Source organism: Kribbella jejuensis, from assembly GCF_006715085.1.
Classification (GTDB): Bacteria; Actinomycetota; Actinomycetes; order Propionibacteriales; family Kribbellaceae; genus Kribbella; species Kribbella jejuensis.
Map to the genome: position 1 here is coordinate 667,763 of NZ_VFMM01000004.1, position 22,937 is coordinate 690,699.

24 protein-coding genes are annotated in these 22,937 nt (G+C 68.9%); 9 read left to right on the forward strand and 15 right to left on the reverse strand.

The genetic code is table 11. The features are described 5' to 3' along the window. Complete coding sequence (locus FB475_RS35880) at nt 1-2,526, reverse strand: polynucleotide kinase-phosphatase (protein WP_141862851.1); 2,526 nt, start codon at nt 2,524-2,526, stop codon at nt 1-3. After that, complete coding sequence (locus FB475_RS35885; RefSeq protein ID WP_141862853.1) at nt 2,526-3,983, reverse strand: 3' terminal RNA ribose 2'-O-methyltransferase Hen1; 1,458 nt, start codon at nt 3,981-3,983, stop codon at nt 2,526-2,528. Before FB475_RS35885 ends, FB475_RS35880 begins: the two co-directional genes overlap by 1 nt. A gap of 222 nt (nt 3,984-4,205) precedes the next feature. Between FB475_RS35885 and FB475_RS35890 the strand changes: the two genes are divergently transcribed. Then, entirely contained in the window at nt 4,206-4,526 is a 321-nt protein-coding gene (locus FB475_RS35890) for a hypothetical protein (RefSeq protein WP_141862855.1), read from the forward strand. Between the two features lie 28 nt (nt 4,527-4,554). Here FB475_RS35890 and folE read toward each other — a convergent pair whose 3' ends face one another. Further along, nucleotides 4,555-5,166, reverse strand: coding sequence for a GTP cyclohydrolase I FolE (gene folE / locus FB475_RS35895; protein WP_141862857.1), 612 nt, complete (start codon nt 5,164-5,166; stop codon nt 4,555-4,557). A 74-nt stretch (nt 5,167-5,240) separates the two neighbouring features. Here folE and FB475_RS37995 point away from each other — a divergent pair, with 74 nt between their 5' ends. Together FB475_RS37995 and ybaK are read left to right on the forward strand one after the other, a co-directional pair. Further along, nucleotides 5,241-6,131: a helix-turn-helix transcriptional regulator gene (locus FB475_RS37995; protein WP_141862859.1), complete on the forward strand. Its 891-nt coding sequence runs from the start codon at nt 5,241-5,243 to the stop codon at nt 6,129-6,131. A 65-nt stretch (nt 6,132-6,196) separates the two neighbouring features. Beyond that, a complete protein-coding gene (gene ybaK / locus FB475_RS35905) occupies nt 6,197-6,685 on the forward strand; it encodes a Cys-tRNA(Pro) deacylase (protein WP_141862861.1) in 489 nt (162 codons plus the stop codon). Here the strand turns inward: ybaK and FB475_RS35910 are convergent, their stop codons facing one another. Genes FB475_RS35910 through FB475_RS35920 form a run of 3 tightly spaced genes read right to left on the reverse strand, consistent with a single transcriptional unit; the run spans nt 6,686 to nt 9,521 of the window. Further along, complete coding sequence (locus tag FB475_RS35910) at nt 6,686-7,489, reverse strand: ATP-binding cassette domain-containing protein (protein WP_202878698.1); 804 nt, start codon at nt 7,487-7,489, stop codon at nt 6,686-6,688. It abuts the gene before it with no gap. Continuing rightward, a complete protein-coding gene (locus tag FB475_RS35915) occupies nt 7,486-8,484 on the reverse strand; it encodes an ABC transporter permease (protein WP_141862863.1) in 999 nt (332 codons plus the stop codon). Before FB475_RS35915 ends, FB475_RS35910 begins: the two co-directional genes overlap by 4 nt. Nucleotides 8,485-8,489: 5 nt before the next feature. Beyond that, a complete protein-coding gene (locus tag FB475_RS35920; protein WP_141862865.1) occupies nt 8,490-9,521 on the reverse strand; it encodes a substrate-binding domain-containing protein in 1,032 nt (343 codons plus the stop codon). Between the two features lie 151 nt (nt 9,522-9,672). On the opposite strand from FB475_RS35920, the gene FB475_RS35925 reads away from it, so the two are divergent. Further along, on the forward strand, nt 9,673-10,716 hold the full coding sequence (locus tag FB475_RS35925; RefSeq protein ID WP_141862867.1) for a LacI family DNA-binding transcriptional regulator: 1,044 nt from the start codon (nt 9,673-9,675) through the stop codon (nt 10,714-10,716). Then, the gene (locus tag FB475_RS35930; RefSeq protein ID WP_238332650.1) at nt 10,713-11,357 is read left to right on the forward strand and encodes a nucleoside/nucleotide kinase family protein; all 645 of its coding nucleotides are present in this window, start codon (nt 10,713-10,715) and stop codon (nt 11,355-11,357) included. The genes FB475_RS35925 and FB475_RS35930 overlap by 4 nt, the downstream gene beginning before the upstream one ends. A 159-nt stretch (nt 11,358-11,516) precedes the next feature. Here FB475_RS35930 and FB475_RS35935 read toward each other — a convergent pair whose 3' ends face one another. Further along, the gene (locus tag FB475_RS35935; protein ID WP_141862869.1) at nt 11,517-12,602 is read right to left on the reverse strand and encodes a 3-deoxy-7-phosphoheptulonate synthase; all 1,086 of its coding nucleotides are present in this window, start codon (nt 12,600-12,602) and stop codon (nt 11,517-11,519) included. A gap of 394 nt (nt 12,603-12,996) precedes the next feature. Here FB475_RS35935 and FB475_RS35940 point away from each other — a divergent pair, with 394 nt between their 5' ends. From FB475_RS35940 to FB475_RS35950, 3 genes are all read left to right on the forward strand, one after another. Continuing rightward, the gene (locus tag FB475_RS35940) at nt 12,997-13,269 is read left to right on the forward strand and encodes a hypothetical protein (RefSeq protein WP_238332651.1); all 273 of its coding nucleotides are present in this window, start codon (nt 12,997-12,999) and stop codon (nt 13,267-13,269) included. Nucleotides 13,270-13,307: 38 nt separating this feature from the next. After that, nucleotides 13,308-13,850, forward strand: coding sequence for a histidine phosphatase family protein (locus tag FB475_RS35945; protein WP_238332652.1), 543 nt, complete (start codon nt 13,308-13,310; stop codon nt 13,848-13,850). 261 nt (nt 13,851-14,111) lie between these two features. Then, nucleotides 14,112-14,405, forward strand: a complete 294-nt coding sequence (locus tag FB475_RS35950) for a WhiB family transcriptional regulator (RefSeq protein ID WP_141862871.1) — start codon at nt 14,112-14,114, stop codon at nt 14,403-14,405. A 30-nt stretch (nt 14,406-14,435) separates the two neighbouring features. Here the strand turns inward: FB475_RS35950 and FB475_RS35955 are convergent, their stop codons facing one another. The 5 genes from FB475_RS35955 to FB475_RS35975 are packed head-to-tail and all read right to left on the reverse strand — an operon-like array spanning nt 14,436 to nt 18,546. Next, nucleotides 14,436-14,834 (reverse strand): PLD nuclease N-terminal domain-containing protein, encoded by a 399-nt coding sequence (locus tag FB475_RS35955; RefSeq protein WP_141862874.1) that lies wholly within the window; start codon nt 14,832-14,834, stop codon nt 14,436-14,438. Between the two features lie 26 nt (nt 14,835-14,860). Further along, on the reverse strand, nt 14,861-15,751 hold the full coding sequence (locus FB475_RS35960; protein WP_141862876.1) for an ABC transporter permease: 891 nt from the start codon (nt 15,749-15,751) through the stop codon (nt 14,861-14,863). Continuing rightward, nucleotides 15,738-16,532: an ABC transporter ATP-binding protein gene (locus FB475_RS35965; RefSeq protein WP_141862878.1), complete on the reverse strand. Its 795-nt coding sequence runs from the start codon at nt 16,530-16,532 to the stop codon at nt 15,738-15,740. Before FB475_RS35965 ends, FB475_RS35960 begins: the two co-directional genes overlap by 14 nt. Nucleotides 16,533-16,553: 21 nt before the next feature. Continuing rightward, nucleotides 16,554-17,618, reverse strand: coding sequence for an ABC transporter substrate-binding protein (locus FB475_RS35970; protein WP_141862880.1), 1,065 nt, complete (start codon nt 17,616-17,618; stop codon nt 16,554-16,556). Nucleotides 17,619-17,649: 31 nt separating this feature from the next. Continuing rightward, entirely contained in the window at nt 17,650-18,546 is an 897-nt protein-coding gene (locus FB475_RS35975; protein ID WP_141862882.1) for a sulfite exporter TauE/SafE family protein, read from the reverse strand. A 265-nt stretch (nt 18,547-18,811) separates the two neighbouring features. Here FB475_RS35975 and FB475_RS35980 point away from each other — a divergent pair, with 265 nt between their 5' ends. Then, entirely contained in the window at nt 18,812-21,424 is a 2,613-nt protein-coding gene (locus FB475_RS35980; RefSeq protein WP_238332653.1) for a family 78 glycoside hydrolase catalytic domain, read from the forward strand. Here FB475_RS35980 and trmB read toward each other — a convergent pair. The 3 genes from trmB to FB475_RS38005 are packed head-to-tail and all read right to left on the reverse strand — an operon-like array spanning nt 21,402 to nt 22,861. Then, complete coding sequence (gene trmB, locus FB475_RS35985; protein ID WP_141862887.1) at nt 21,402-22,106, reverse strand: tRNA (guanosine(46)-N7)-methyltransferase TrmB; 705 nt, start codon at nt 22,104-22,106, stop codon at nt 21,402-21,404. The genes FB475_RS35980 and trmB overlap by 23 nt on opposite strands. A 21-nt stretch (nt 22,107-22,127) precedes the next feature. Then, complete coding sequence (locus FB475_RS38000; RefSeq protein ID WP_141862889.1) at nt 22,128-22,553, reverse strand: SRPBCC domain-containing protein; 426 nt, start codon at nt 22,551-22,553, stop codon at nt 22,128-22,130. Continuing rightward, a complete protein-coding gene (locus FB475_RS38005; protein ID WP_141862891.1) occupies nt 22,550-22,861 on the reverse strand; it encodes an ArsR/SmtB family transcription factor in 312 nt (103 codons plus the stop codon). Before FB475_RS38005 ends, FB475_RS38000 begins: the two co-directional genes overlap by 4 nt. Between the last annotated feature and the right edge of the window lie 76 nt (nt 22,862-22,937).

Below are 22,937 nucleotides of genomic sequence, written 5' to 3' on the forward strand. Positions count from 1 at the left end.
TCAGAGGCGCGGGTCGACCGGTTCGGATTCGAGGGCGAGGACGGCGAACACGCACTCGTGGATGCGCCACAGCGGCTCACCGCGGGCGGCCCGGGAGAGCGATTCCAGGCCGAGGGCGTACTCGCGGAGTGCGAGGGATCGTTTGTGGCCGAGGTTGCGGTCGCGGAGGCGGGTGAAGTTCGCGGGCTCGGTGTAGTCCGGCCCGTAGATGAGCCGCAGGTACTCCCGCCCGCGGACCTTCAACCCCGGCTGGGCGAGACCCTTCGCCGTCCGGGTGAGGTTCGCGGCCGGCTTCACGACCATGCCCTCTCCCCCGGCCCCGGTCAGCTCCTCCCACCACGCGATCCCGGCGTCCCAGGTGTCCGCGTCGACGGACAGCCGGCGCGTCGGCGTGATCAGCTCCGGGCCCTCGGCAACCATCCGGTCCGCGATCCCGAGGTGCCAGGCGTGCGGCTGCTCCTCGTACGTCGCCCCTTCCGACGCGAGTACCTGGAACGGCGCCAGCCGCACACCGTCGAGCCCGTCGGTCGGCCAGCAGTACCGCCGGTACGCCTGCGTGAACCGTTCCGCGTTCGCGGTACGCCGCTGCGTCGACGCGAGCAGGTCGCCGACGTCCAACCCGGTCTCGAGCGCGGCGCGGAGCGCAGCAGTTGCAACGGGCAACGAAGTACGAGCGGCCGCACCCACGGCGGCGTACTGGTTCCGCAGCAGGTCTTCCGCCTTCGCGCTCCACGGCAGCAGCTCGGCGTCGAACAGGATCCATGGGGTGTCGAGCTCCGCGAACAACCCGGCTCGCTCGGCAACGCCACGCAGCCGCAGCAGCAGCTCGCCGGTCAGGTCCGCGTCGAAGAACGAGCGTCCGGTGCGCGTGTGGATCGCACCCCGTCCGGCCAGGCCGAACCGCTTCTCCGCCACGTCGTCGTCGCGGGTCAGCAGTACGACGGCCCGCGAACCCATGTGCTTCTCCTCGCACACCAACTCGGTCACGCCCTGCGCGCGGTACGTCTCGAACGCCTGGCGCGGGTGCTCCAACAGCCCCGGCTCCGGCGACGTCGCGACCGGGCTCATCGTCGGCGGCAGGTACAGCAGGAACCGCGGGTCGATCGCGAACCGGCTCATCACCTCCAGCGCCGCACCGGCCTGTTCGGCGCGGACGCTCAGCCGTCCGTGCGTCGCGGTCTCGATCACGCGCCGGCCCGTCACGTCGGTCAGCTCGAGTACGTCGGGTTCGCGGCTCGGCGCCGTTGCCGCATGCAACGGTTTGGCGGGCGCGTAGTACTCCCTGGCAGCCGGTACCGAGACCAGCTCGCGCTCCGGGTAGCGCAGCGCGGTCAGGGATCCGCCGAACACGCAACCGGTGTCGAGGCAGATCGTGTTGTTGATCCACTCCGGTTCGGGCGTCGGCGTGTGGCCGTAGACGACGGTCGCACGGCCGCGGTAGTCGTTCGCCCACGGGTAGCGCACCGGCAGCCCGAACTCGTCGGTCTCGCCGGTCGTCTCGCCGTACAGGCAGAACGAACGGACGCGTGCCGACGTACGGCCGTGCATCCGCTCGACCAGGCCCGCGTGCGAGACGACCAGGTTGCCGCCGTCGAAGACATAGTGCGAGATCAGGCCGTCGATGAACGTGGCGACCTGGTCGCGGAAGTCCGCCGGTTCGGCGGCGAGTTGTTCGAGGGTGGTCTCGAGGCCGTGGCTGATCTTGACGTTCTTGCCACGGAGGGCGCGGAGCAGCTTGTCCTCGTGGTTGCCGGGTACGCAGTACGCGTTGCCTTGCGCAACCATTCCCATGACGAGGCGGAGTACGCCGGGGCTGTCCGGGCCGCGGTCGACCAGGTCGCCGACGAACACCGCGCGACGATCCGGATGCGCGGCGTCGATCGGGCGGCCGGCGGCGTCGCGGGTCAGGGTGTAACCGAGGTCGGTGAGCAGGCGCTCGAGTTCGGTGCGGCAGCCGTGCACGTCACCGATGATGTCGAACGGGCCCGTCCGGTCGGTCAGGTCGTTGTAGAGCCGGGTCCGTTCGATGCTGACGGCATCGAGCTCGTCGACGGTGGTGAGGACGTGAACGGTCCGGAAGCCTTCGCGTTTGAGGCTGCGCAGGCCGCGCTTCAGTTGGGAGCGTTGACGGACGATCACCTTGCTGCCGAACTGGCGATCGGCGCGGTGCTCGTTCCGTTCGACACAGACGCGCTCGGGTGGATCGAGGACGATCGCGACCGGGAGTACGTCGTACTCACGCGCCAGGTTGACGAGCTCCTTGCGGGCTTCGGGTTGCACGTTGGTCGCGTCGACGACCGTCAGCCGCCCGGCGGCGAGGCGCTTGCCTGCGATGAAGTTGAGCACCTCGAAGGCGTCCTTGGTCGCAGCCTGATCGTTCTCGTCGTCCGACACCAACCCGCGGCAGAAGTCACTCGAGATCACCTCGGTCGCCCGGAAATGCTTCCGCGCAAACGTCGACTTCCCGGATCCACTCGCACCCACGAGCACAACCAGACATAGCTTCGGGATCTGCAGTTCGGTCATCAGCGCGCCACCTCGCCTGGGTTCACGTCGCGCGGCTCCACCGCGGGGCGGGTGAAGATGGCTAGTTGGGTTGGTGGGCCGACGGTTGGGTCGTCGGAACCCACCGGGCGGAACTCCACCTGGTAGCCGTACCGGTTGGCGGTCTGCTGACACCAGGTGCCGAACTCTGAGCGGGTCCACTCGAAGCGGTGGTCGGGGTGGCGGTAGATGCCTGCCGGGAGGGTTGGGAAGCGGACGTTGTACTCGCTGTTCGGGGTGGTCATCACGACCGCGGTTGGCCGGGCGACGTGGAAGATCGAGTGCGCGAGGGCGGGGAGGCGGGGTGGGTCTACGTGTTCGATGACCTCCATCAGGACGACGGCGTCGAGGCCGGCCAGGCGGTCGTCGGCGTACGTCACTGAGGATTGGAGGAAGGACAGCCGGTCGCGTTGGCGGTCCGGGAGGTCGTCGTAGTGCAGGCGGCGCTTGGCGGAGATCAGGGCGCGGGCCGAGACGTCGGTCGCGATCAGTTCGCCGATCATAGGGTCCTTGAGCAGTTCCGCCACCAGTGCGCCCTCGCCGCAGCCGATGTCGGCGATCCGCCGCGCGCCGAGTTCCCGCAGTACGCCGGCCACCGTCGTACGACGCTCGACCGCGAGCGACACCGAACCTTCCTGCGGGCGCGCGATGCCCTCTTCTTCGGACGGCTCCTCCGGGAGCGCGAGGCCGTCGACCTCGACCAGCCGCTCCAGGGCGGCGTCGGTCAGGTAGCGGCGGTGCGCGAGGTAACGCCGCGAGATCAGGTCCTTGTCCGGGTGCGCCGCGAGCCAGCCCTCGCCCGCGCGAACGAGCTTGTCGACCTCGTCGGAGCCGACCCAGTAGTGCTTGGCATCGTCGAGCACCGGGAGCATCACGTACAAGTGTTTGAGTGCGTCCGCCAACCGCAGTACGCCGCTCAGCCGCAGGTCGACGTACCGCGAATCGCCCCACGCCGGAAGTTCCGGATCGAGCGGCACCGGGCGCGCGTCGACGGTCCACCCGAGCGGCCCGAACAGCCGCTGTGCGAGATCGGTACCGCCGCTACACGGCAGCGCCGGTACGTGCACGTCGAGCGGGATCGCCCGCGCGGCGAGCTCCGGGCGGGCGTCGCAGCGGCCGTTCATCGCGGTACGGAAGAGCTTGCCGAGCGCGACCGCGAGCAGGCTCGAGGCGGCGTACGGGCGGTCGTTCACGTACTGCCCGAGCGTGAACCCCTCGGTGGCCTTGCCGCGCCCGGCCTTGACCAGCCCGATCGGGTCGATCTCGAGCATCACGGCCGCCGTACACCGCTCGTCCGTGGCCTCCGGATAAAACACATGGGCCGATCCACCGGTGACGTCGATCGCCTGCGGTCGCGCCGGGTTCTTGTGCAACAGAAACCCGAAATCACTCGCAGGAGCGCCTACTCCGGACAAATCGGTACCAAGCGTCAGGAACACCTGAGGTATTCGATCACGTGTCGCGGATCGAGACACGCGGATTAGGGTCTGGCGCGTTCGGGCAGATTGGTTCTAGCTTGAGAACAGAAGATGTGTCGCTACGGACCGTTCTTCCCCGCTGACATTCGGTACACGTCCCCGGTTTGTGGCGAAGGTTCACTCACGCCACTACTACGGGGAAAGGATCATGGCAGCTCTTTCACGCCTCATGGGGTACCGCCGGTGAAACCCCAGACGTTCGAACTCGTTCGCTACACCGATATCAGCGGGGTTTCCGGGACCGGCGTCGTCGCCGAAGGCTGCGTCTTCACCGACGGCTCGGTCGCGCTGCGCTGGCACGGTGCCAACCCCTCCACGGCCGTCTGGCCGGACCTGGACTCCATTCTCGCCGTCCACGGCCACCGCGGCGCCACCGTCGTCCGCTGGCTCGACGTCTCCGAGATGGAGCCCGTTCCCGGTACCGACCTCCTGCCCGGCGAGCTCACGCACATCCTCGCCACCGGCCGGCGTACCCACCACCCGACGGTCGTCGCCTCGGCCTGAGGCGTACGTACTTCGCGACTGGCTGCCCTTACGGGGTGAGGCCGGTCAGCGCGAAGAACTCGGCGCGGGAACTGGGGTTGTTGCGCAGCGTTCCGTGCAGCGCCGACGTGACGGTCTTCGAGCCGGTCGCCCGTACCCCGCGCAACGACATGCACTGGTGCTCGGCCTCGATCACGACGCCGACGCCCTTCGGCTCCAGGTGATCCTGCAGCCAGTCCGCGACCTGCTTGGTCAGCCGCTCCTGCACCTGGAAGTCGCGCGCGAACAGTTCCACCACGCGGGCCAGCTTCGACAGCCCGAGGATCCGGTCGCCGGGCAGGTACCCGACGTGCGCGACGCCCTGGAACGGCAGCAGGTGGTGCTCGCACAGCGACTGCACCGGGATGTCCTTGGCCAGGACGAGTTCGTCGTACCCCTCGTCGTTCGGGAACGTGGTCAGCTCGAACTCCCGCGGGGTGAGCATCTCCGCGTACGCGTTCGCGACCCGGCGCGGCGTGTCCGCGAGGTGGGCGCTCTGCGGGTCCCGCCCGAGGGCGGTCAACAGGTCCGCGACGGCCCGCTGCGCCGCCGGCAGGTCGATCTGCTCGCGGCGGGCGACGATATGAAGAGGGACGGACTCGAGGTCGGCCGAGATCGCCATGCGCTACTCCCTGAGGTCTCAACGAACTGACATCATACTGTTTCACCAACCGAAGTTGTCGATAGAATCATCCCGTGGACAGTTCCTGGGACGCCTCGCTTCAGGCCGTGGCGGTACTGGAGGAGCCGACGCGACGCCGGCTCTACGAGTACGTCGCGGGCCGCGCCGAGCCGGTCAGCCGGGACGACGCCGCCGCCGCGCTCGGCATCCCACGGACCACGGCGGCGTTCCACCTGGACCGATTGACCGACGAGGGTCTGCTGGACACGTGCTACGAACGCCGGACCGGACGCACCGGCCCGGGTGCGGGCCGGCCCGCGAAGCTGTACCACCGCTCCGACCGCGAGATCGAAATCACCCTCCCCGAACGCCAGTACGCCGTCGCCGGCCACCTCCTCGCCGCCGCCATCCAGGACGCCGAAACCGGCCCCCTCACCCCCCGAGAAGCGATAAACCACCGAGCCACCGAATACGGCCAAACCCTCGCCCACATCGCCCTAACAAAGGCCAAACCCACCCCAACCCCCACCGCCGCCCCCACCGAGACAGCCACGACCGCCGCCCCCGCCGAAAAGCAGACCGCCGACAGGCCCAATCAGACGGACGCCACCCGCGGACCCGCTAAGACAGACGCCGCCCGCGGAGCTGGTGGGATGGGGGCTGCCGCGCGGCAGCGGGCTGGTGGGCGTGAGCTGTTGGTGCGAGTGCTGGAGGCGCATGGGTTCGAGCCTCGGGCGGAGGGTGATGGGATCGCGTTGGGGAACTGTCCGTTCCGGCGGCTGGCGAAGGAGCATCCGCAGCTGGTCTGCGGGATGAACCTGCATCTGGTCACGGGCCTGCTGACCGGGCTCGACGTCGCGCTCCACGCCGAGCTCGCGCCGAGCCCGGGCCACTGCTGTGTCCGGATCAGCGGACGTGCACCACTCACCAACACCGCCGATGACGCCCCCGCGACGGCCGGCTGAGCGTGCTACGCCGTCGCGGCGAACGGTTACTGAGTGGTGCAGGTCCGCCCAACTAAACTCACCCCGTGGCGAAGGCGAAGCAAACGCAGGGGACTCCGGCTACGGTCGCGTTGGCTAAGGCGAAGGTTGAGTTCACGACGCACGCGTACGAGCACGACCCGGCGGCGAAGTCGTACGGGCTGGAGGCGGCGGAGCTGCTGGGGCTCGCGCCGGAGCAGGTGTTCAAGACGTTGCTCGTCGAGGTGGACGGCAAGCTCACCGTAGGCGTCGTACCGGTCGACAAGCAGCTCGACCTGAAGGCGATCGCAGCCGCGGCCGGCGGGAAGAAGGCGGTGATGGCCGACCCGGCCGCCGCCGAACGCACGACCGGGTACGTCGTCGGCGGCATCAGCCCGATCGGCCAGAAACGCGCCCTCCCGACCGTCATCGACAGCACCGCGACCGACCACCCAACCGTCTACGTGTCAGGCGGCCGCCGCGGCCTCGACATCGGCCTCTCCCCCACCGACCTGATCACCGTAACGAACGCCCGCACAGCCCCCATCGCCCGCTGATCAGCCGGCCATCGCCTCCTCCGGAATCGTCTCGGCGCCGGTGATGAAGGAGACTACGTCGCTCATGGAGACCTTCTTCGGGTCGACTACGCCTACTCGTTTGCCGAGGCGGTGGACGTGGACTCGGTCGGAGACCTCGAAGACGGCCGGCATGTCGTGGGAGATCAGGACGACCGGGAGGCCGCGGTTGCTGATCCGCTTGATCAGCTCGAGTACGTGCGCGGTCTCGCGTACGCCCAGGGCCGCGGTGGGTTCGTCCATGATCACCACCTTGCTGCCGAACATCGCCGCCCGCGCCACCGCGACCGCCTGTCGCTGACCACCCGACAGGCTCTCGACCGGCTGCGTGATGTCCTGGATCGTCGCGATGCCCAGAGCGTCGAGCTGGTTGCGCGCCTCGATCCGCATCGCCTTGCGGTCCAGCATCCGCAGCTTGCCGAGCAGTCCCTCGCGCCGAATCTCCCGGCCGAGGAACAGGTTGGTCGTGATGTCGAGCGCGGGCGCCACCGCCAGCGTCTGGTACACCGTCTCGATGCCGCTGCGGCGTGCGTCCAGCGGCGAGTGGAACTGCACCGGCTTGCCGTCGAGTTCGATCCGGCCGGCATCGGGTTGCAGCGCACCGGTGAGCGCCTTGATCAGGCTGGACTTGCCGGCGCCGTTGTCGCCGACGATCGCCAGCACCTCGCCCGGGTACAGGTCGAAGTCGGCCCCGTTGATCGCCGTGACATGGCCGTAGCGTTTGACCAGTCCGCGAGCGCTCAGCATCGCCGTCCGTACAGCGGTTTCGGTGGTGTCGGTGGTCATGAACTCCTCCTCCGCGTCGCCTGGTCGAACGCCACGGCGGCGATCACCAGCACGCCGGTGGCCAGGTTCTGGTAGTTCGAGTCGATCCCCATCTGGGTCAGGCCACTGCGCAGTACGGCGACGATCAGCGCACCGACGATCGTGCCGACGACACCGCCGCGGCCACCGAACAGGCTGGTGCCGCCGATCACCACCGCGGTGATGCTGTCCAGGTTGCCGGTCTGGTACGCGTTCGGGTCGGCGGTCGGCGTCCGGCCGAGCGCCATCCACGCCGCGAACCCGTAGATAATGCCGGCCACGGCATACACGCTGACCAGGGTGCGGTCGATGTGGATACCGGTCAGCCGGGCCGCCTCCGGCTCGTTGCCGACGGCGTACACGTGCCGGCCCCACCCGGTCTTCGCCAGCACGAACCACGTCACCGCGAACAGCACCGCGGCGAGCACCATGCCCATCGTGAACTGGACCCGGCCGAACAGGTACAGCGACGTACCGAGCCAGGTCAGCAGGCCGTCGGGCACCGGCCAGGTCGTCCCTTTGCTGTACAGGTTGGTGACCGCCGTCATCACCGCGAGCATGCCCAGCGTCACGATGAACGGCGGCAGCTTGATCCGGCTCACCAGGAGGCCGGACAGCGTCGCCACCACGGCGCACGCCACGATCGAGACGACCAGGGCGAGCGCGCTGGGCAGGTGCCCGGTGACGAGCCGGGTCATCAGCAGCGTGCCGAAGACGGCGATCGCGGCGTTGGCCAGGTCGATGCCGCTGGTCAGGATCACCAGGGTCTGGCCGAGCGCCAGGGTACCGACCACAATCGACTGCTGGACGATGAACGAGAAGTTGTCGATGCTCGCGAACGTGCTCGTCGCGAGCGAGAAGAAGATGATCGCGACAAGCAGTGCGGCGGTCGGGCCGAGCACCGGGTTACGGGCGAACAGCGCCCGGACGGCGTCGCCGCGGCTACCGGTGTGAACGGTGGTCGTTGCCGTGGACATCTATGTCACCCCCAGCAGTTCTGCGCGCCCCAGGTGGTGTCCTTGGACGCCATTCCCGCGACGGGCTTGTCGGTGATCAGGGTGGCGCCGGTGTCGATGAAACCGGACGGCTTCTTGCCGGTCTGGGCGTAGTCGAAGACCGCGTTCACGCCGTCCTCGGCCATCTTCTTCGGGAACTGCATCACGGTGCCGACGAAAATGCCGTTCTTCACGTCCTGCACGCCTTGGCAGCCACCGTCGATCGCGCCGACCAGCACCTTGCCGGCCAGGCCCTTCTCCTTCAGCGCCTGGTACGCACCCCGGGCAGCCGGCTCGTTGATGTTGTACACCGCGTTGACCTGGTTGCCGACCCGCTGCAGCAGGTTCTCCATCGCGGCCTGGGCCTTGGTCTGGTCGCCCTGGGTGAGCGCGGTGCCGATGATGTCGGGCGTGTTCAGCGGCAGGCCCATCCCCTCGAGGAACCCGTTGTGCCGCTGGATGCCGACGCTGGCACTCGGGTCCAGGTCCATCATCACCAACTGCGGCTTCGTGCTGCCGAGCCGGGCCTTGACGTACTGGCCGATCAACTTGCCGGCGTTCTCGTTGTTGGTCGCGTACGTCGCCGCGACTGCGTCCGCGGGCGTGGTCTGGGTGTCCAGCGCGATCACCACGACGCCCTTGTCCTGCGCCTGTTTGATCGCACCGAGTACTCCGGCCGAGTTGCTCGGCGTGATCAGGATGCCCTTGACGCCCTGCTGGACCAGGTTCTCGATCGCGGTGACCTGACCTTCGTTGTCACCGTCGAACTTGCCGGCCAGCGCGATCAGCGTGCCGCCCTTGGCCTGGGCCGCGGCCTTCGCCGACTCGCGCAGCTTGACGAAGTACGGGTTGGTCTCGGTCTTGGTCACGAGCCCGATCTTGACCGGCCCGGAGCTGCCGCCCGAGTCCGACCCTGGACCCGACTTCTTGGTCGTCGTACAGGCGCTGAGCACCACCGCGCCGGCGCACACGAGCGCGGCCACGGCAGTGGTCGACCGCCGGAATCCGGTGAACCTCATCAGAGCACCTCCTGCTTTCTGGTCTGTCTGCGAGCTGTTTGCGCGACCGATTCCGGCCGAGCGGTGCAGCCAAGCTAGAACCGCTCAGATGAGCACGGAATAATTTGCGCAAAAGATTGCGGAGTTGTTTCCCAACAGCGACGATTCCCCCATGGCCGGCCCACGTCGAGGAGCTCGGCTGGTCGACGTGGCCAAGCTGGCGGAGGTGTCGATCAGCACTGTCTCCCATGTCCTGAACGGCACCCGGTACGTCGCTCCGGACACCAGGGAGCGGGTCCGGCACGCGCTCGAGGCGCTCGACTACGCGCCACCGGCGCCGATGGTGCCGAAGCGGTCGGGCCGCGCGCTCGGGCTGGCGATCACCGGCGCGTCGAATCCGTACTTCGGTGACCTGATCGCCGGCGTCGAGTCGGAGGCGAGCCGGGCCGGCTTCGCGCTGCTGCTCTGCGACACCCACGACGACACCCAACTCGAGGCCAAGGCCGTCGCCACGTTGCTCGCGCACAACGTCGAAGCGGTGATCATCGCGCCGACACCGGGGTGGACCGAGACAACGTTGCCGGTGTTGCGCAAGCACAACACCCCGTTCGTCCTCGTCGACCGGATGAGCGATGTCCGTGCCGACCAGGTCGGGACCGAGAACGAGTCGGTGGCCGCCGCGCTGGTCGAGCATCTGATCGAGATCGGCCATCGCCGGATCGGCATGCTGGCAGGCCTGGCCGGTCTGTCCACCACGGACGAGCGGCGGCGCGGCTACCGGCGCGCGCACGAGGCGGCCGGGATCGCCGTCGACCCAGGGCTGATCGTCGATGCGCACTCGACCGTGACCGGCGGCCGTGCCGGGGTGATCTCGCTGCTGCACCGGCCGGACCCGCCGACGGCGATCTTCGGTGCGAACAACGCGATGACGATCGGAGCGCTGCTCGCGCTCAAGGAGACCCATCGGCGGATCCCCGAGGACGTCGCGCTGGTGACGTTCGACGACTTCGAGTGGGCGAGTGCGATGTCCCCCGCCCTCACCGCGGCGGCGCAGCCGTTCCACGCGATGGGTGCCCGAGCGGTCCAGCTCCTGGTGCGGCGGCTGGCGGATCCGTTCGCGCCCCGCCGGATCGAGCGGCTGCCGGCCGAGATCGAGCATCGCGAGAGCTGCGGCTGCCGGGCCGTGCCGCCGACCGTGGCCGAGGTGTCCGGGTGACGGTGCGCACCATCCCTCGGTACGACGGGGCCGCCGCTCTGTCGCGCGCCGTCGCAGTGCTGCAGCGGGCGCGGCGGTCGATCCTCGGTATCGCCGGGTCGCCCGGTGCCGGCAAGTCGACGTACGCCGAACAACTGGTCCGCGACCTGACGGCGATGGGTTATCCGGCGGCGCTGGTGCCGATGGACGGGTTCCACCTCGCGCAGACCGCGCTGGCGGAGCTCGGGCTGGTGCCGGTCAAGGGCGCGCCGGAGACCTTCGACGTCGACGGGTACGCCGCTTTGCTGCGGCGGCTGCGGAATCCGTCCGGGCGGACGATCTGGGCGCCGCGGTTCGACCGGGACCTGGAGGAACCGATCGCGGCCGGCTTGGCGGTACCCGACGAGACCCGGCTGGTGGTGACCGAGGGCAACTACCTGTTGCTCGATCAGGGGCCCTGGGCAACGATCCGTACGCTGCTCGACGAGTGCTGGTTTCTCGAGCTGGATCCGGCCGTACGACGGCAGCGGCTGACCGCCCGGCATGTTCGGCACGGCCGTACCGAGGACGAGGCGCGGGCGCGGACCGAGGGCAGCGACGAGGCGAACGCACGCCTCATCGACGCCACCCGGGCCCACGCCGACGCACTGGTGTCGGCCTGACGCTCAGCCGGTGCCGGTTGGTCTACCGGTTTCCAGATGGCCGGAGAGCCGACGAGCAGCGAGACCGCTGCCCCGCCCGCCACCGAACCGAGGAGGAAAACCTCTTGGGCGCCGCTGAACGGCCAGGTGAACAGCAATAGCGGGCGGGACGTCCGCGGACTAGCTCTGGGCGCGGCGGGCGAGCGCCGCGTCGCGCAACTGCTCCAGGACCGAGACTGTCGTGTCCCAGCCCAGGCAGGCGTCGGTGATCGACTGGCCGTAGGTCAGCTCCCGGGTCGGGTCGAGGTCCTGGCGGCCCTCCTGGAGGAACGACTCCAGCATGACGCCGACGATTGCGTGGTTGCCGGCCGCGATCTGCGCACCGATCTCGGCCGCGACGATCGGCTGCCGCTTGTGGTCCTTGCGGCTGTTGCCATGGCTCGCGTCGACGACGACCCGCTCGGGCAGGCCGCCCTTGTGGAGCAGCTCTACCGCGCCGGCGACCGACTCCGCGTCGTAGTTCGGCCCGCTGTCCGAGCCGCGCAGTACGAGATGGCAGTCCGGGTTGCCCCGGGTGTGCAGGATGGCCGGCGCGCCGTCGTGGTCGATACCGGTGAAGACGTGCGGTACGGCGGCGGCCTTGATCGCGTCGACCGCGGTGGCGATCGAGCCGTCGGGACGGTTCTTCATCCCGATCGGCATCGACAGGCCGGACGACAATTGCCGGTGCACCTGGCTCTCGACGGTCCGGGCACCGATCGCACCCCAGCCGACCGTGTCGGCAATGTACTGCGGGGTGATCGGGTCGAGGAACTCGCAGCCGACCGGCAGCCCGAGCTCGGTGACCTGGACGAGCAGCTGGCGCGCGATCCGCAGGCCGCGGTTAACGTCACCGGAACCGTCCAGGCCCGGGTCGTTGATCAGGCCCTTCCAGCCGAGCGTGGAACGCGGCTTCTCGAAGTACACGCGCATCACGACCAGCAGGCCGTCGGAGAGGCGTTCGGCGACCGGGGCGAGGCGTTGCGCGTACTCGAGGGCGGCGTCGGCGTCGTGCACCGAACACGGGCCGACGACAACCATCAACCGGTCGTCGGCGCCGTTCAGTACGTCGGCCACCGCCTGCCGGCCGGTCGCGACGGTCCGGGCGAGCTCGTCGCTGAGCGGGTACTCGTCGTGCAGCGCGAGCGGGGTGACCAACGGGACGGTCTTCTCGATGCGCCGGTCGACGACGCGACTCTGTTCGCTCGATTTCGGGAGGGTGTTCATTGCTGGGGGACCTTTCCGCCGGTCCGCTCGCGATGCAGCGCAGTCAGCCGGCTGTGGATACGAGAAAAGGCAAGGACGGTGTCCTTGCCTTCGTGCCGGCTCTGGTGTCTGTCTAGGTCAACAGGTGGGCGTCAGCGATCGGCTAAGTCGCCCGGCACCAAGGCCGGCCACTCAAAAAATCGCCAATAGCAACGCTTCACGGGAAAGACCATAGCACCCATCACCCAGAACCGCGGACCAGTAACCATCGGTGTCCGGGGTCGTTGAGTGCAACACAGCGTTGACTGCTGCAAGACGGATCGAGACATCGGGGAGTTGCTGACAGGTGGTGAGGCCGCGGACCTTCGAGTTGGTTCGGTACCGGGATCCCAGTGGTGTTTCGGGGACAGGCGTGGTGGCGGAAGGGTGTGAGTTCACCGACGGTTCGGTGGCCCTGCGCTGGCGCGGTGACAATCCGGCGACGGCCGTCTGGCCGAACGTCGAGTCCATCCTGGCCGTCCACGGACACCAGGGGGCGACCGAGATCCGCTGGATCGACGCACCGAGGGCTCCGGGCAACCTGTTCGAGGAACTGCACCAGATCCGGTCCGCGAGCACCGTCGACGATCCGCTCACGCCGCCGCCCAGCCACCCGCGTGGATGGGCAGGGGCACGACATCTGAGGTAGAACCTGCCCGTGATCCAGATCCATGTCGAGCAAGGCCGATGCCCGTGATCCAGATCTACCTGATCCGGCACGGCGAGCCGGACTACGAGCCGATCGACTCCCGCGGTCTGCCGGGTCCGGCGGCCGACTCCGCCCCACTCACCGCCGTCGGCATGAAGCAGGCCGAGGAACTCGCGGACCTGCTCGGCGGGATCCGCGCGACGTACCTGGTCAGCTCGCCGTTCACCCGCGCCCTGCACAGCGCCGCGATCATCGGCCACCGGCTCGCGCTCGGTGTCAAGGTCGACCACGACCTGCGCGACTGGTCGCCGGACCACAACGGCCTGTGGCGCGGGGTCGCCGACGTCCGGGCCGCACAGGCCGAGTTCGACGCGTACGACGGTGAGTGGCCGGACGGCATCCAACGGCCGTGGGAACCCCTGTCCCGGGTCCGTGAGCGCGCCCTCGCCGCGCTCGCCCGGCACACCGCGAGCACCGACGGACCGGTCCTCGCGATCACCCATGCGACCGTCATCAGGGCCTTGACCGGCGAGCGGAACACCGCCCACGGCGCCCACGAGTACTACCGCTACGAGCCCTGATCGGGGCCTTGAGCAAGGGCTTCAAACGCCGCCTGGGCATCTGCACGTGCAGACGCTTTTGCACCATAAAGTGATCTATGTCACACGCATTGATGACGTGAACACGCTTTCCGCCTGAAAACCGCCGATCACGGGCCGCAACGGTCGTCTGCGATAACGAATGGCCCGAACTTCGAGACAACAAGGGTTGAACTACGTAAGAGATGAGCATAGTTTTCACCGAGCGCCCGTCCGCGCTTACGGTGAGTCAAGGAGGTTGCCATGTCGAGAGGGATGCCTCGCCTGCCCCGCCCGCTCATGGATCTGTGGGACTGGCAGTCGCAAGCCGCATGCCGGGACGTCAACCCGGAGCTCTTCTTCTCACCCGAATCGGAGCGTGGCGTTCGGAAACGCGCTCGCGAGATGGTGGCCAAGTCGCTGTGCGGCACCTGCCCGGTCCAGCCCGAATGCCGGCAGCACGCGCTGTCGGTCGGTGAGCCGTACGGGGTCTGGGGCGGCACCACGGAGTCCGAGCGCGACAACCCGGTGCTGCCCGAGCACCGCAAGTCCGCCTAGCTGCTCGCCGTCGACGTAAGGCCTGAGAAATCAGGCCTTATCGTCCGCTGCGCCTGCGTCGGTCTCGCCGTCCTCCGGCTCGTCCGGGTCCTTGGCCTTGGGCTTGTCCTTGGGTTCGGGCGGCTTGATCGTCGTCCGCGGGTCCCGGTAGCGGTCCAGCGACTTGAGGAAGTCGGGATCGTCGTCGGGCGCCGTCGGCCGCGCGGTCGAGGGCGCCGCGGGTCGCCGTACCACGGCTGCCTGCGGGTTGCCCTGGGCACGGGACATCAGCAGCCAGACGATCGGCCCGGCGAACGGGACGAACACGATCAGGACGATCCACAGCAGCTTCGGCAGATGCGGTACGTCCTCGTCGGGTGTCTGGATGCACGAGAACAGCGCGTACACAGTCAGGACCAGGCTGATCAGGAACGGCAGGAATCGGACCACGTTCCAACAGTACGGCGCTGCCTGCCTCAGTGTGCGGAGGAGGTGAGTCCCCGCGCGCGGAGCACGCTGTTCTCGAGCGGGCGGAAGACGAGCAGCTCGATGCCGACGCCGACCACGAAGATCAGCACGATGCCGGCGAACACCATCGAGATGTCCGACAGCGACATGCCGTTGTGCAGGAACTGCCCGAGGCCTTCACCGAGTTCCGGTGAGGTCGCGATCAGCTCGGCCGCCATCAGCGACCGCCACGAGAACGCCCAGCCCTGCTTGAGTCCGCCGAGGAAACCGGGCAACGCGGCCGGCAGCAGGATGTACCGGATCCCGCCCCAGCGGCCGGCACCGAGGGCCTTGCCGACCCGCGGCAGGATCGGTGGCACCTGGTCGAGCCCGGACACCAGCCCGTTCGCGATCGACGGCACCGCGCCGAGCAGCACCACCCAGTAGATCGCGCGGTCGTTGATCCCGAACCACAGGATCGCGGCCGGTACCCACGCCACCGAGGGCAGGCTCTGCAGTCCGGAGACGATCGGCCCGATACCCCGTCGTACCACCGGCAGATTCGCGATCGCGAGCCCGAGCGGGACAGCGATCAGCAGCGAGAACGCGAACCCGATCACGGCCCGGTGCACCGACACCCAGAACAGCCCGAGGATGTCGCCACTGGCCACGAGTTGCCAGATCTGGCTCCACACCGCCGCGGGCGCGGGCAGCTTGTACTCGGGCCAGAACGCGGCCGCCCACAAGGCTTGCCAGATCGCGACGAACAGGACGACTGCGCCGATCGGCGGGAGCACCCGCGCCGCGATCCGCCGGAGCCGTGAACCCTCGACCGCCTGGACCGGGGTGTCGAGGGCATCGAGTCCGGCCTCGACCGCGTCTACTTCGTGCTCGTTCCGATGGACGTCAAGCTGCGGCATGGCTGCTGATCACCTTTCGCAGCGCGGTGTTGATCTCCGCCACCGCATCTCCGGACTCCTCGACGTCCCACTCGCGCACGACGCGACCGGGCCGGGACGACAGCAGTACGACGCGTTGCCCGAGCCGGACGGCCTCGCGGACGTCGTGCGTGACGAACAGGATCGCCGTACCGGTCGCCCGCCAGATCCGCAGCAGCTCGCCCTGCAGGACGTCTCGCGTGATCGCATCGAGCGCCGAGAACGGCTCGTCCATCAACAACAACGACGGCTTCCCCGCGTCGGCACTGTCCGTGCTGTCGGCCGTCGACGCCAGCGCCCGGGCAAGAGCAACTCGTTGCCTCATGCCACCGGACAGCTCGTGCGGCCGCTTGTCCCCAAGCCCTTTGAGCCGTACGAGTTCGAGCAGCTCGGCCGCCTTCGCGCGGCGCTGCGCCTTCGGTACGCCGGCCATCCGCAGCGGAAGCTCGACGTTGCCGGCCGCCGTCAGCCACGGCATCAGCGCGGCCTCCTGGAAGACGACCGCCGGGCGGGACGAGTGCAGCTCGATCCGCCCGGTGGTCGGCCGGTCCAGACCCGCGACCAGGTTGAGCAGGGTCGTCTTGCCGCACCCGGACGCGCCGAGCAGGCAGACGAACTCACCGGCCCGCACCTCGAGGTCGACGCCGTCGAGCGCGACCACCGCCTTGCGGCCGCTGCCGAACGCCTTACCCACTTGGTGAAACCGCACCGGGCTGAGCTGGTCCGCCCGGGTCGTCACATCAGCGTCCACGGTCGCGGTCATGGGCCTCTCCCCTGCTACTTGTTACTTCGAGTCCAAGCCGGCGGCGTCGACCGCGGGCTTGCCTGCCTTGGCGAGTACTTCGTTCAGCGGGCCGAGGTCCGCGAAGCCGGCCACGGCCGGCGCCTGCTTGGCGATGCCCGCGGTGACCTGGTCCTTGGCGAGCTGCGGGAACGTGCTCGCGATCGGGTCGGCGGTGATCTTGATGTGCTGGAACGCGCGGTCGATGACGGCCGGCTTCAGCGACTTGCCGGTCGCTTGCTTGAGCTGGTCGTTCACGACGGCCTTGGCGTCGGCCGCGTTCGAGTTGCTGTAGTCGATCGCGGCGACCAGACCGGACAGCAGCGCCTTCACGGTCTCGGGGTGTTCCTGCAGGAACTGCGTGCGGACGATCAGCACGGTGGTCGGGAACTTCCCGTCCGGCCACAGCGACGCCTCGTCGAGCAGCACCTTCGCGCCGGCGTCCAGGACCAGCCGCGACGACCAGGGCTCGGGCAACCAGGCCGCGTCCACGTCGCCCTTCTTGAAGGCGTCGAGGGTCTGCGCGTTCTCCAGGTTGGTGACCTTGACCTTGCCGGTCAGGTTCTGACCGGCAAGCCACTTCTTCAGCGCCACGTCCTGGGTGTTGCCGAGCTGCGGCGTGACGACGGTCTTGCCGATCAGGTCGGCGGGCTTGGTGATCGACGGCTTCACCACCAACTGCGCGCCACCGGACGTCGCACCGGCGATCAGCCGGACCGCTTCGCCGTTCGATTTCGCGTACGCGTTGATGGCCGGACCGGAGCCGATGAAGCCTGCGTCCAGCGAGCCACCGAGCAGGGCTCCCACTTCCTCGGGGCCGGCGTTGAACTTGGTCGGGACGAGCTTGGTGCTGCCGAGCTCCTTGGCGAACAGGCCCTTGCCGAGGCCGACGAGTGCGGCGGCGTGGGTGACGTTCGGGAAGTAGCCGAGCCGCAGCTCGGTCGCGGGGCCCTTGTCGCTGGAAGCGGCCTGGGTCGCGTCGCTGCCACCGGCGCGGGAGCAGCCCGCTGCGGCGGCGGTAAGGGCCAAGGTGGCCGCGAGCAGACGGAACGGACGGATGATGCTCACAGGGGGACCTTTGTCTTGTCGGAAAGGAAAGTCAGGAAACGAGCTCGAGCTCGTTGGTGGTCTCGACCGGTACGGCGCGCCGCGTCGAGGTGCGGACGCCGTACGTGACGAGGGCGGCCCAGCCGAGGACGAGGGCCGCGTAGACGGCGTACCGCGGGCCGGCGGTGACGTCGAGGCCGTGCAGAACGGTGCGCGCGTTGGTGAGGATCAGCACCAGGCCGACGCCGACACCCAGCCAGCGGGTGGCAAGTCGCGACACCAGCCAGGCGGCCAGTGGCGCGGCGACGACGCCGCCGACGAGCAGCGCGGCGACGATGCCGAACGGCAGGTGCTCCTTACCCAGGCCGAAGAGGAACCCGATGCTGGCGGCGACCGACACCAGGAACTCGGCCGCGTTCACCGACCCGACCGCGCGCCGCGGCGCCAGCTTGCCGCTGGTCAGCAGAGCGGAGTTCGCGACCGGCCCCCACCCGCCACCGCCGGTGGCGTCGATGAACCCGGCCACCAGCCCGAGCGGGCCGAGGAACTTCCCGGCCAGCCGGCCCTCCACCACGGCGCGGACCTTCCCGGTGCCGAACCGGACCAGGATGTAGACGCCGAGCAGCAGCAACAGGCCGGCCACCCACAGCGAGGCCGACTCGGTCGACAGGCTGGACAGGAACGTCGCACCGGCGAACGCCCCGACCGCGCCGGGAGCACCGATCAGCGCGACGACGCGCCAGTCGACGTTCCCGAACCGCCAGTGCGACAGGCCGGAGGCGAGCGTCGTACCGACCTCGGCCAGGTGGACCGAGGCGGACGCGACCGCCGGGGTGATGCCGGTGATCAGCAGGGCAGTACTGGCGGTGACGCCGTATGCCATGCCGAGGGTGCCGTCGACGAGCTGGGCGATCGAGCCGAGCAAGGCGATCAGGACGAGACGACGCATGGAGCAGCTCCTGCGGGTCGGAAAGAGTCGGACGGACGGGCCCTACGCCGTCGGTCGACACCCCGCGGAGTTCACTCGCAGCAGATCGACGTGCCGGCGACGCGTCAAGGCGTCTCCGGGCGCGTTCGTGATGATCTGCATAGGACTATGAAAGCGGACAAAGTCAAGCAACCTGCTCTGGTTTCGCGATGTGAGACGAGAAATCGAATGCCGGATGCGGACAGAAGGGTTGAAGCCCGCGGAGAGCGCTCCTACGGTCGTCAGCGTGCTGATCCCCCGCTCTCTCAAGACCGAGTACGCCGTGCAGCCGCTGGGCGTCGACGTACCGCGCCCGCGCTTCAGTTGGGTCGTCGAGGCGCCCGGGTACGGTGCGACGCAGGCGGCGTACCAGGTGCTGGTCGCGAGCGCGCCGGAGCTGCTGACGCCGGAGCGCGCGGATGTGTGGGACTCGGGCAGGGTCGAGTCGGCGCGGACGTTCGGGATCGCGTACGACGGACCGGCGGCAGCGCGCACCCGCTACCACTGGACCGTCCGCCTGTGGCCCACCGACGACGCCGCTGACGGCGCCGGGGATGAGGGCGGTGTTTGGGCCGAGCCGTCGTGGTTCGAGACCGGGCTGCTCGCCGAGGGGTTCGGCAACGCGCAGTGGATCGGAGGGGTGACCGACAGCGCTCCCCTGCTGCGCCGGGCGTTCACCGTCGACGGCACCGTGCGGCGCGCGCGGCTCTACGCGAGCGGCCTCGGGTACGCCGACCTACGACTGAACGGGAGCGCGGTCAGCGACGCCGTCCTCGATCCCGGCTTCACCGCCTACGACCATACCGTACTGTATGGTACGCAGGATGTAACCGCTCTCCTCGCCGCCGGTGACAACGTCGTCGGCGCCGAGCTCGGCCGCGGGTTCTTCGGGTTGACGTCGGTGAACGTCTGGCGCTGGCACGACACGCCGTGGACCGCCGACCCGCGGCTGATCGCGCGGCTGGTGATCGAGTACGACGACGGCCGCGTCGACGAGGTGGTCACCGACGAGACGTGGCGGATCACCGGCGGGCCGACGCTGTCGGACTCGCTGTACCTCGGCGAGACGTACGACGCCCGTCGCGCGCTGCCCGGCTGGGACGCGGCCGGTTTCGACGACTCGTCCTGGGCTCCCACGCAGGTGGTCGAAGCGCCGCGCGGCACATTGAAGGCCCAGGCGCACGAACCGATCCGGGTGATCGAGACGGTCGATCCGGTCGAGGTGACCGAGGTCCGGCCGGGTGTCTGGATCGCCGACTTCGGACGGACCGTGGCCGGCTGGACGCGGCTGACCGTGACCGCGGAGGCCGGGACCACGATCAGCCTGACCCACGGCGAGACGGTTGCCGACGGCAACGTGGTGGCCCGGAACGTGCACGTGGACGGCGATCGGATCCAGCGCGACGAGTACATCGCGGCCGGCACCGGCGTCGAGACGTGGGAACCGCGGTTCTCCTACAAGGGCTTTCGGTACGTACAACTCGAGGGTGCCCCGGCTCAACTGGAGATGCGGGTGGTGAACTCCGACGTCGCCTCGGCGACCACGTTCGAGTCGTCGCAGGCGCCGTACGAACAGTTCGAGCGCGCGATGCGCCGGACCATCCTCAGCAACCTGCACGGGATCCCGACCGACACGCCGTACTTCGAGAAGAACGGGTGGACCGGCGACGCGCAGGTCGGCGCGCCGACGATGCTCGCGACCCTCGACCTGGCGCGGTTCTTCACCAAATGGCTCGGCGACATCCGCGACAGCCAGGCGGACTCCGGGCAGTTGCCGGTGATCGTGCCGACCAGCGGCTGGGGCTTCACCGACCTCTCCCCCGCGACCGAGTGGCCGACCGTGTACCCGTTCCTGCTCCGCGAGATGTATCGCTGGTACGGCGACGACCGGCTGCTGCGCGAGCACTGGGACTCGCTCACCCGGTACCTCGCGTGGGAGCTCGGCCGGGTCGAGGACGGGTTGTCTGTGAGCGTGCTGGGCGACTGGCTACCACCCGGCTTCGGCGACGGTCCGGCACCGGAGGACCGGCGGCTGACCGGTACGGCGTACCTCTACCGCGCGCTCGTGGTCGCCGCGGAGATCGGCTCGTTGATTGGGGAGCCCAACGATTTCCGCAAGGCGGCGGCTGAACTCGCGGACGGGCTGAACCGGGCGTTCCTGGACCGTGACGCCGGTTGCTACCGCTCGGCGCAGGACCCCGACTACCGGCAGACGTCGAACGCGGTCCCGCTCGCCTTCGGGATCGTGCCGGACGACATGGTGTCGCGGGTCGCGGCCGGGCTGGCTGCGGACGTCGAGGCGCGCGGGTTCCACCTGAACACCGGTTGCCTGGGCGTCGGCGTACTGCTACCGGTGCTGACGAAGTACGGATACGGCGAGGTGGCAACGAAGGTCGCGCTGCAGCGCAGCTACCCGAGCTGGGGGTACTGGTTCGACCTCGGCGCGGACACCATGTGGGAGAAGTGGGAGGACGACTCGCGGTCGCGGAACCACTACTTCCAGGGCACGGTCGTGCAGTGGATCTTCGAGAACGTGGCCGGGCTGCGGGTGATCGACGCCGGCGGCGAGCGGATCGTCGTACGGCCGGACGCGCGGGACGAGGTTGACGCCGCAAGCATCCGGACCGAGACGATCCGCGGACGGGTCACGGTCTCCTGGCAGCAGACGGGACGCGTGCTGTCGCTGGACGTCCAGGTCCCGGTCGGTACGACGGCCGAGGTGCACGTACCGTCGGCGCGGGCGTCGGACGTGGACGCCGTACCGCAGTCGTTCGCGGGCTCGCCGTCGTACGACGAGGGTTACACGGTCTATACCGTCGGGGCCGGGAAGTGGTCGTTCACGAGCCGGTCCGCTTCGTGAAGATCAGGTCGCGGACCTCACGACCCTCCGCTTGCGCACGGGACTCGAACTTGGTGACGGGACGCCACGCGGGGCGCGGGGCCCAGCCGTCGTAGGTGTTGCGCAGCGACGGCTCGGCCTCGCAGACCTCGAGCATGCGATCCGCGTAATCGGCCCAGTCCGTTGCCAGGTGCAACGTTCCGCCGGGTTGCAGGCGGGACGCGATCAGCGCGACGAACGCCCGCGTGACCAGGCGGCGTTTGTGGTGCCGCTTCTTCGGCCACGGGTCCGGGAAGTAGATCCGTACGCCGGACAGCGCGTCCTCCGCGACGTGGTCGCGGAGGAAGTCGACCGCGTCGCCCTGCAGCAGGCGGACGTTCTCGAGGTCGTATTTCTCCACCCAGAGCATCAACTGACCGAGACCGGCCGGGTAGACCTCCGCGGCCAGGTGGTTCACGTCGGGCGCAGCGACGGCCAGTTGCGCGGTCGCTTCACCCATACCCGAACCGATCTCGAGCACCGTCGGCGCCTCGCGCCCGAACCAGCCGGCGAGGTCGAGGACGCCGGGCGGCAGGTCCTCCTGGGTCCGCCCGAGCTCGGACCAGTGCGACTGCCAGACACGCTTCTGCCCGACCGTCATCCGCACACTGCGGCGGACGGTGCTGAACACACCCGCTTGCCTGACCCGATCCGTTGCTTCCACCAGGTGGATTCTAGGGCGTTGCTAGAACTGCAGGGTGCGGCCGGTCTCGAGGTAGGTCTTCAGGTTGGCCAGGATCGGGCCCCAGCCGTTCCGCCAGCCCTCGACGGTGTCCTCGGCGATCTGGTCGTGCACGACCTGCAGTTTCACCACGGTCTCGCTGCGTGGTTCGATCGTGAACGTGACCCGGCCGGGTTTCCCGTCTGTGGCCTCGTTCGTGAAGGTGTACGCCAGCGTCTTCGGCTCGTCGTACACCAGGACCTCGCCCCAGTCCGTGAGGCTGTCGTCGGCGCTGTCGTAGAACCGGACCGGCGCACCGACCGTCCAGTCGGACTCGATCCGGCGGCCGAACCAGTACAGCTGGGTGAACGCACCCGAGGTGAGTGCCTCCCACAACTTCTCCGCAGTGGTCTCGATGTAGGTCACGTGGATCATCGCGGGCTTGCTCATGTCTCCTCCAAGGCTGCCTTCAACGCGCTGAGGGCGCGGAGTTTGTCGCGCTCGTAGTTGCTCAGCCACCGTTCGGCGATCTCGTTGATCGGCACCGGGTTCAGGTAGTGGAGCTTGTGCCGACCGCGCTTGACCGTGACGACGAGGTTCGCGTCTTCGAGGATCCGCAGGTGCTTGGTGACACCTTGCCGGGTCAGGTCGGGCAACAGCTCGCACAACTCCAGCAGGCTCTGCCCGTTCCGCTCCCGCAACGCATCCAGCAACCGCCGCCGCCCCTCGTCGGCCAGCGCCTTGAACACCAACTCCACGCCTCCGACCATAGGCAACCAAAAGGTTGCCTGTCAATGCTGCGTACCGAAGAACGGGTAGTCATCGGCTCCGGTG

Coding starts and splice junctions, on each gene's coding strand:
- FB475_RS35915 (WP_141862863.1), bottom strand. CDS start 8,484: ATGTCCACGGCAACGACCACCGTTCACACCGGTAGCCGCGGCGACGCC.
- FB475_RS35920 (WP_141862865.1), bottom strand. CDS start 9,521: ATGAGGTTCACCGGATTCCGGCGGTCGACCACTGCCGTGGCCGCGCTC.
- FB475_RS35880 (WP_141862851.1), bottom strand. CDS start 2,526: ATGACCGAACTGCAGATCCCGAAGCTATGTCTGGTTGTGCTCGTGGGT.
- FB475_RS35975 (WP_141862882.1), bottom strand. CDS start 18,546: ATGCGTCGTCTCGTCCTGATCGCCTTGCTCGGCTCGATCGCCCAGCTC.
- FB475_RS35965 (WP_141862878.1), bottom strand. CDS start 16,532: ATGACCGCGACCGTGGACGCTGATGTGACGACCCGGGCGGACCAGCTC.
- FB475_RS35935 (WP_141862869.1), bottom strand. CDS start 12,602: ATGAACACCCTCCCGAAATCGAGCGAACAGAGTCGCGTCGTCGACCGG.
- FB475_RS35945 (WP_238332652.1), top strand. CDS start 13,308: ATGCCCGTGATCCAGATCTACCTGATCCGGCACGGCGAGCCGGACTAC.
- FB475_RS38000 (WP_141862889.1), bottom strand. CDS start 22,553: ATGAGCAAGCCCGCGATGATCCACGTGACCTACATCGAGACCACTGCG.
- FB475_RS35950 (WP_141862871.1), top strand. CDS start 14,112: ATGTCGAGAGGGATGCCTCGCCTGCCCCGCCCGCTCATGGATCTGTGG.
- FB475_RS35960 (WP_141862876.1), bottom strand. CDS start 15,751: ATGCCGCAGCTTGACGTCCATCGGAACGAGCACGAAGTAGACGCGGTC.
- folE (WP_141862857.1), bottom strand. CDS start 5,166: ATGGCGATCTCGGCCGACCTCGAGTCCGTCCCTCTTCATATCGTCGCC.
- FB475_RS35925 (WP_141862867.1), top strand. CDS start 9,673: ATGGCCGGCCCACGTCGAGGAGCTCGGCTGGTCGACGTGGCCAAGCTG.
- FB475_RS35910 (WP_202878698.1), bottom strand. CDS start 7,489: ATGACCACCGACACCACCGAAACCGCTGTACGGACGGCGATGCTGAGC.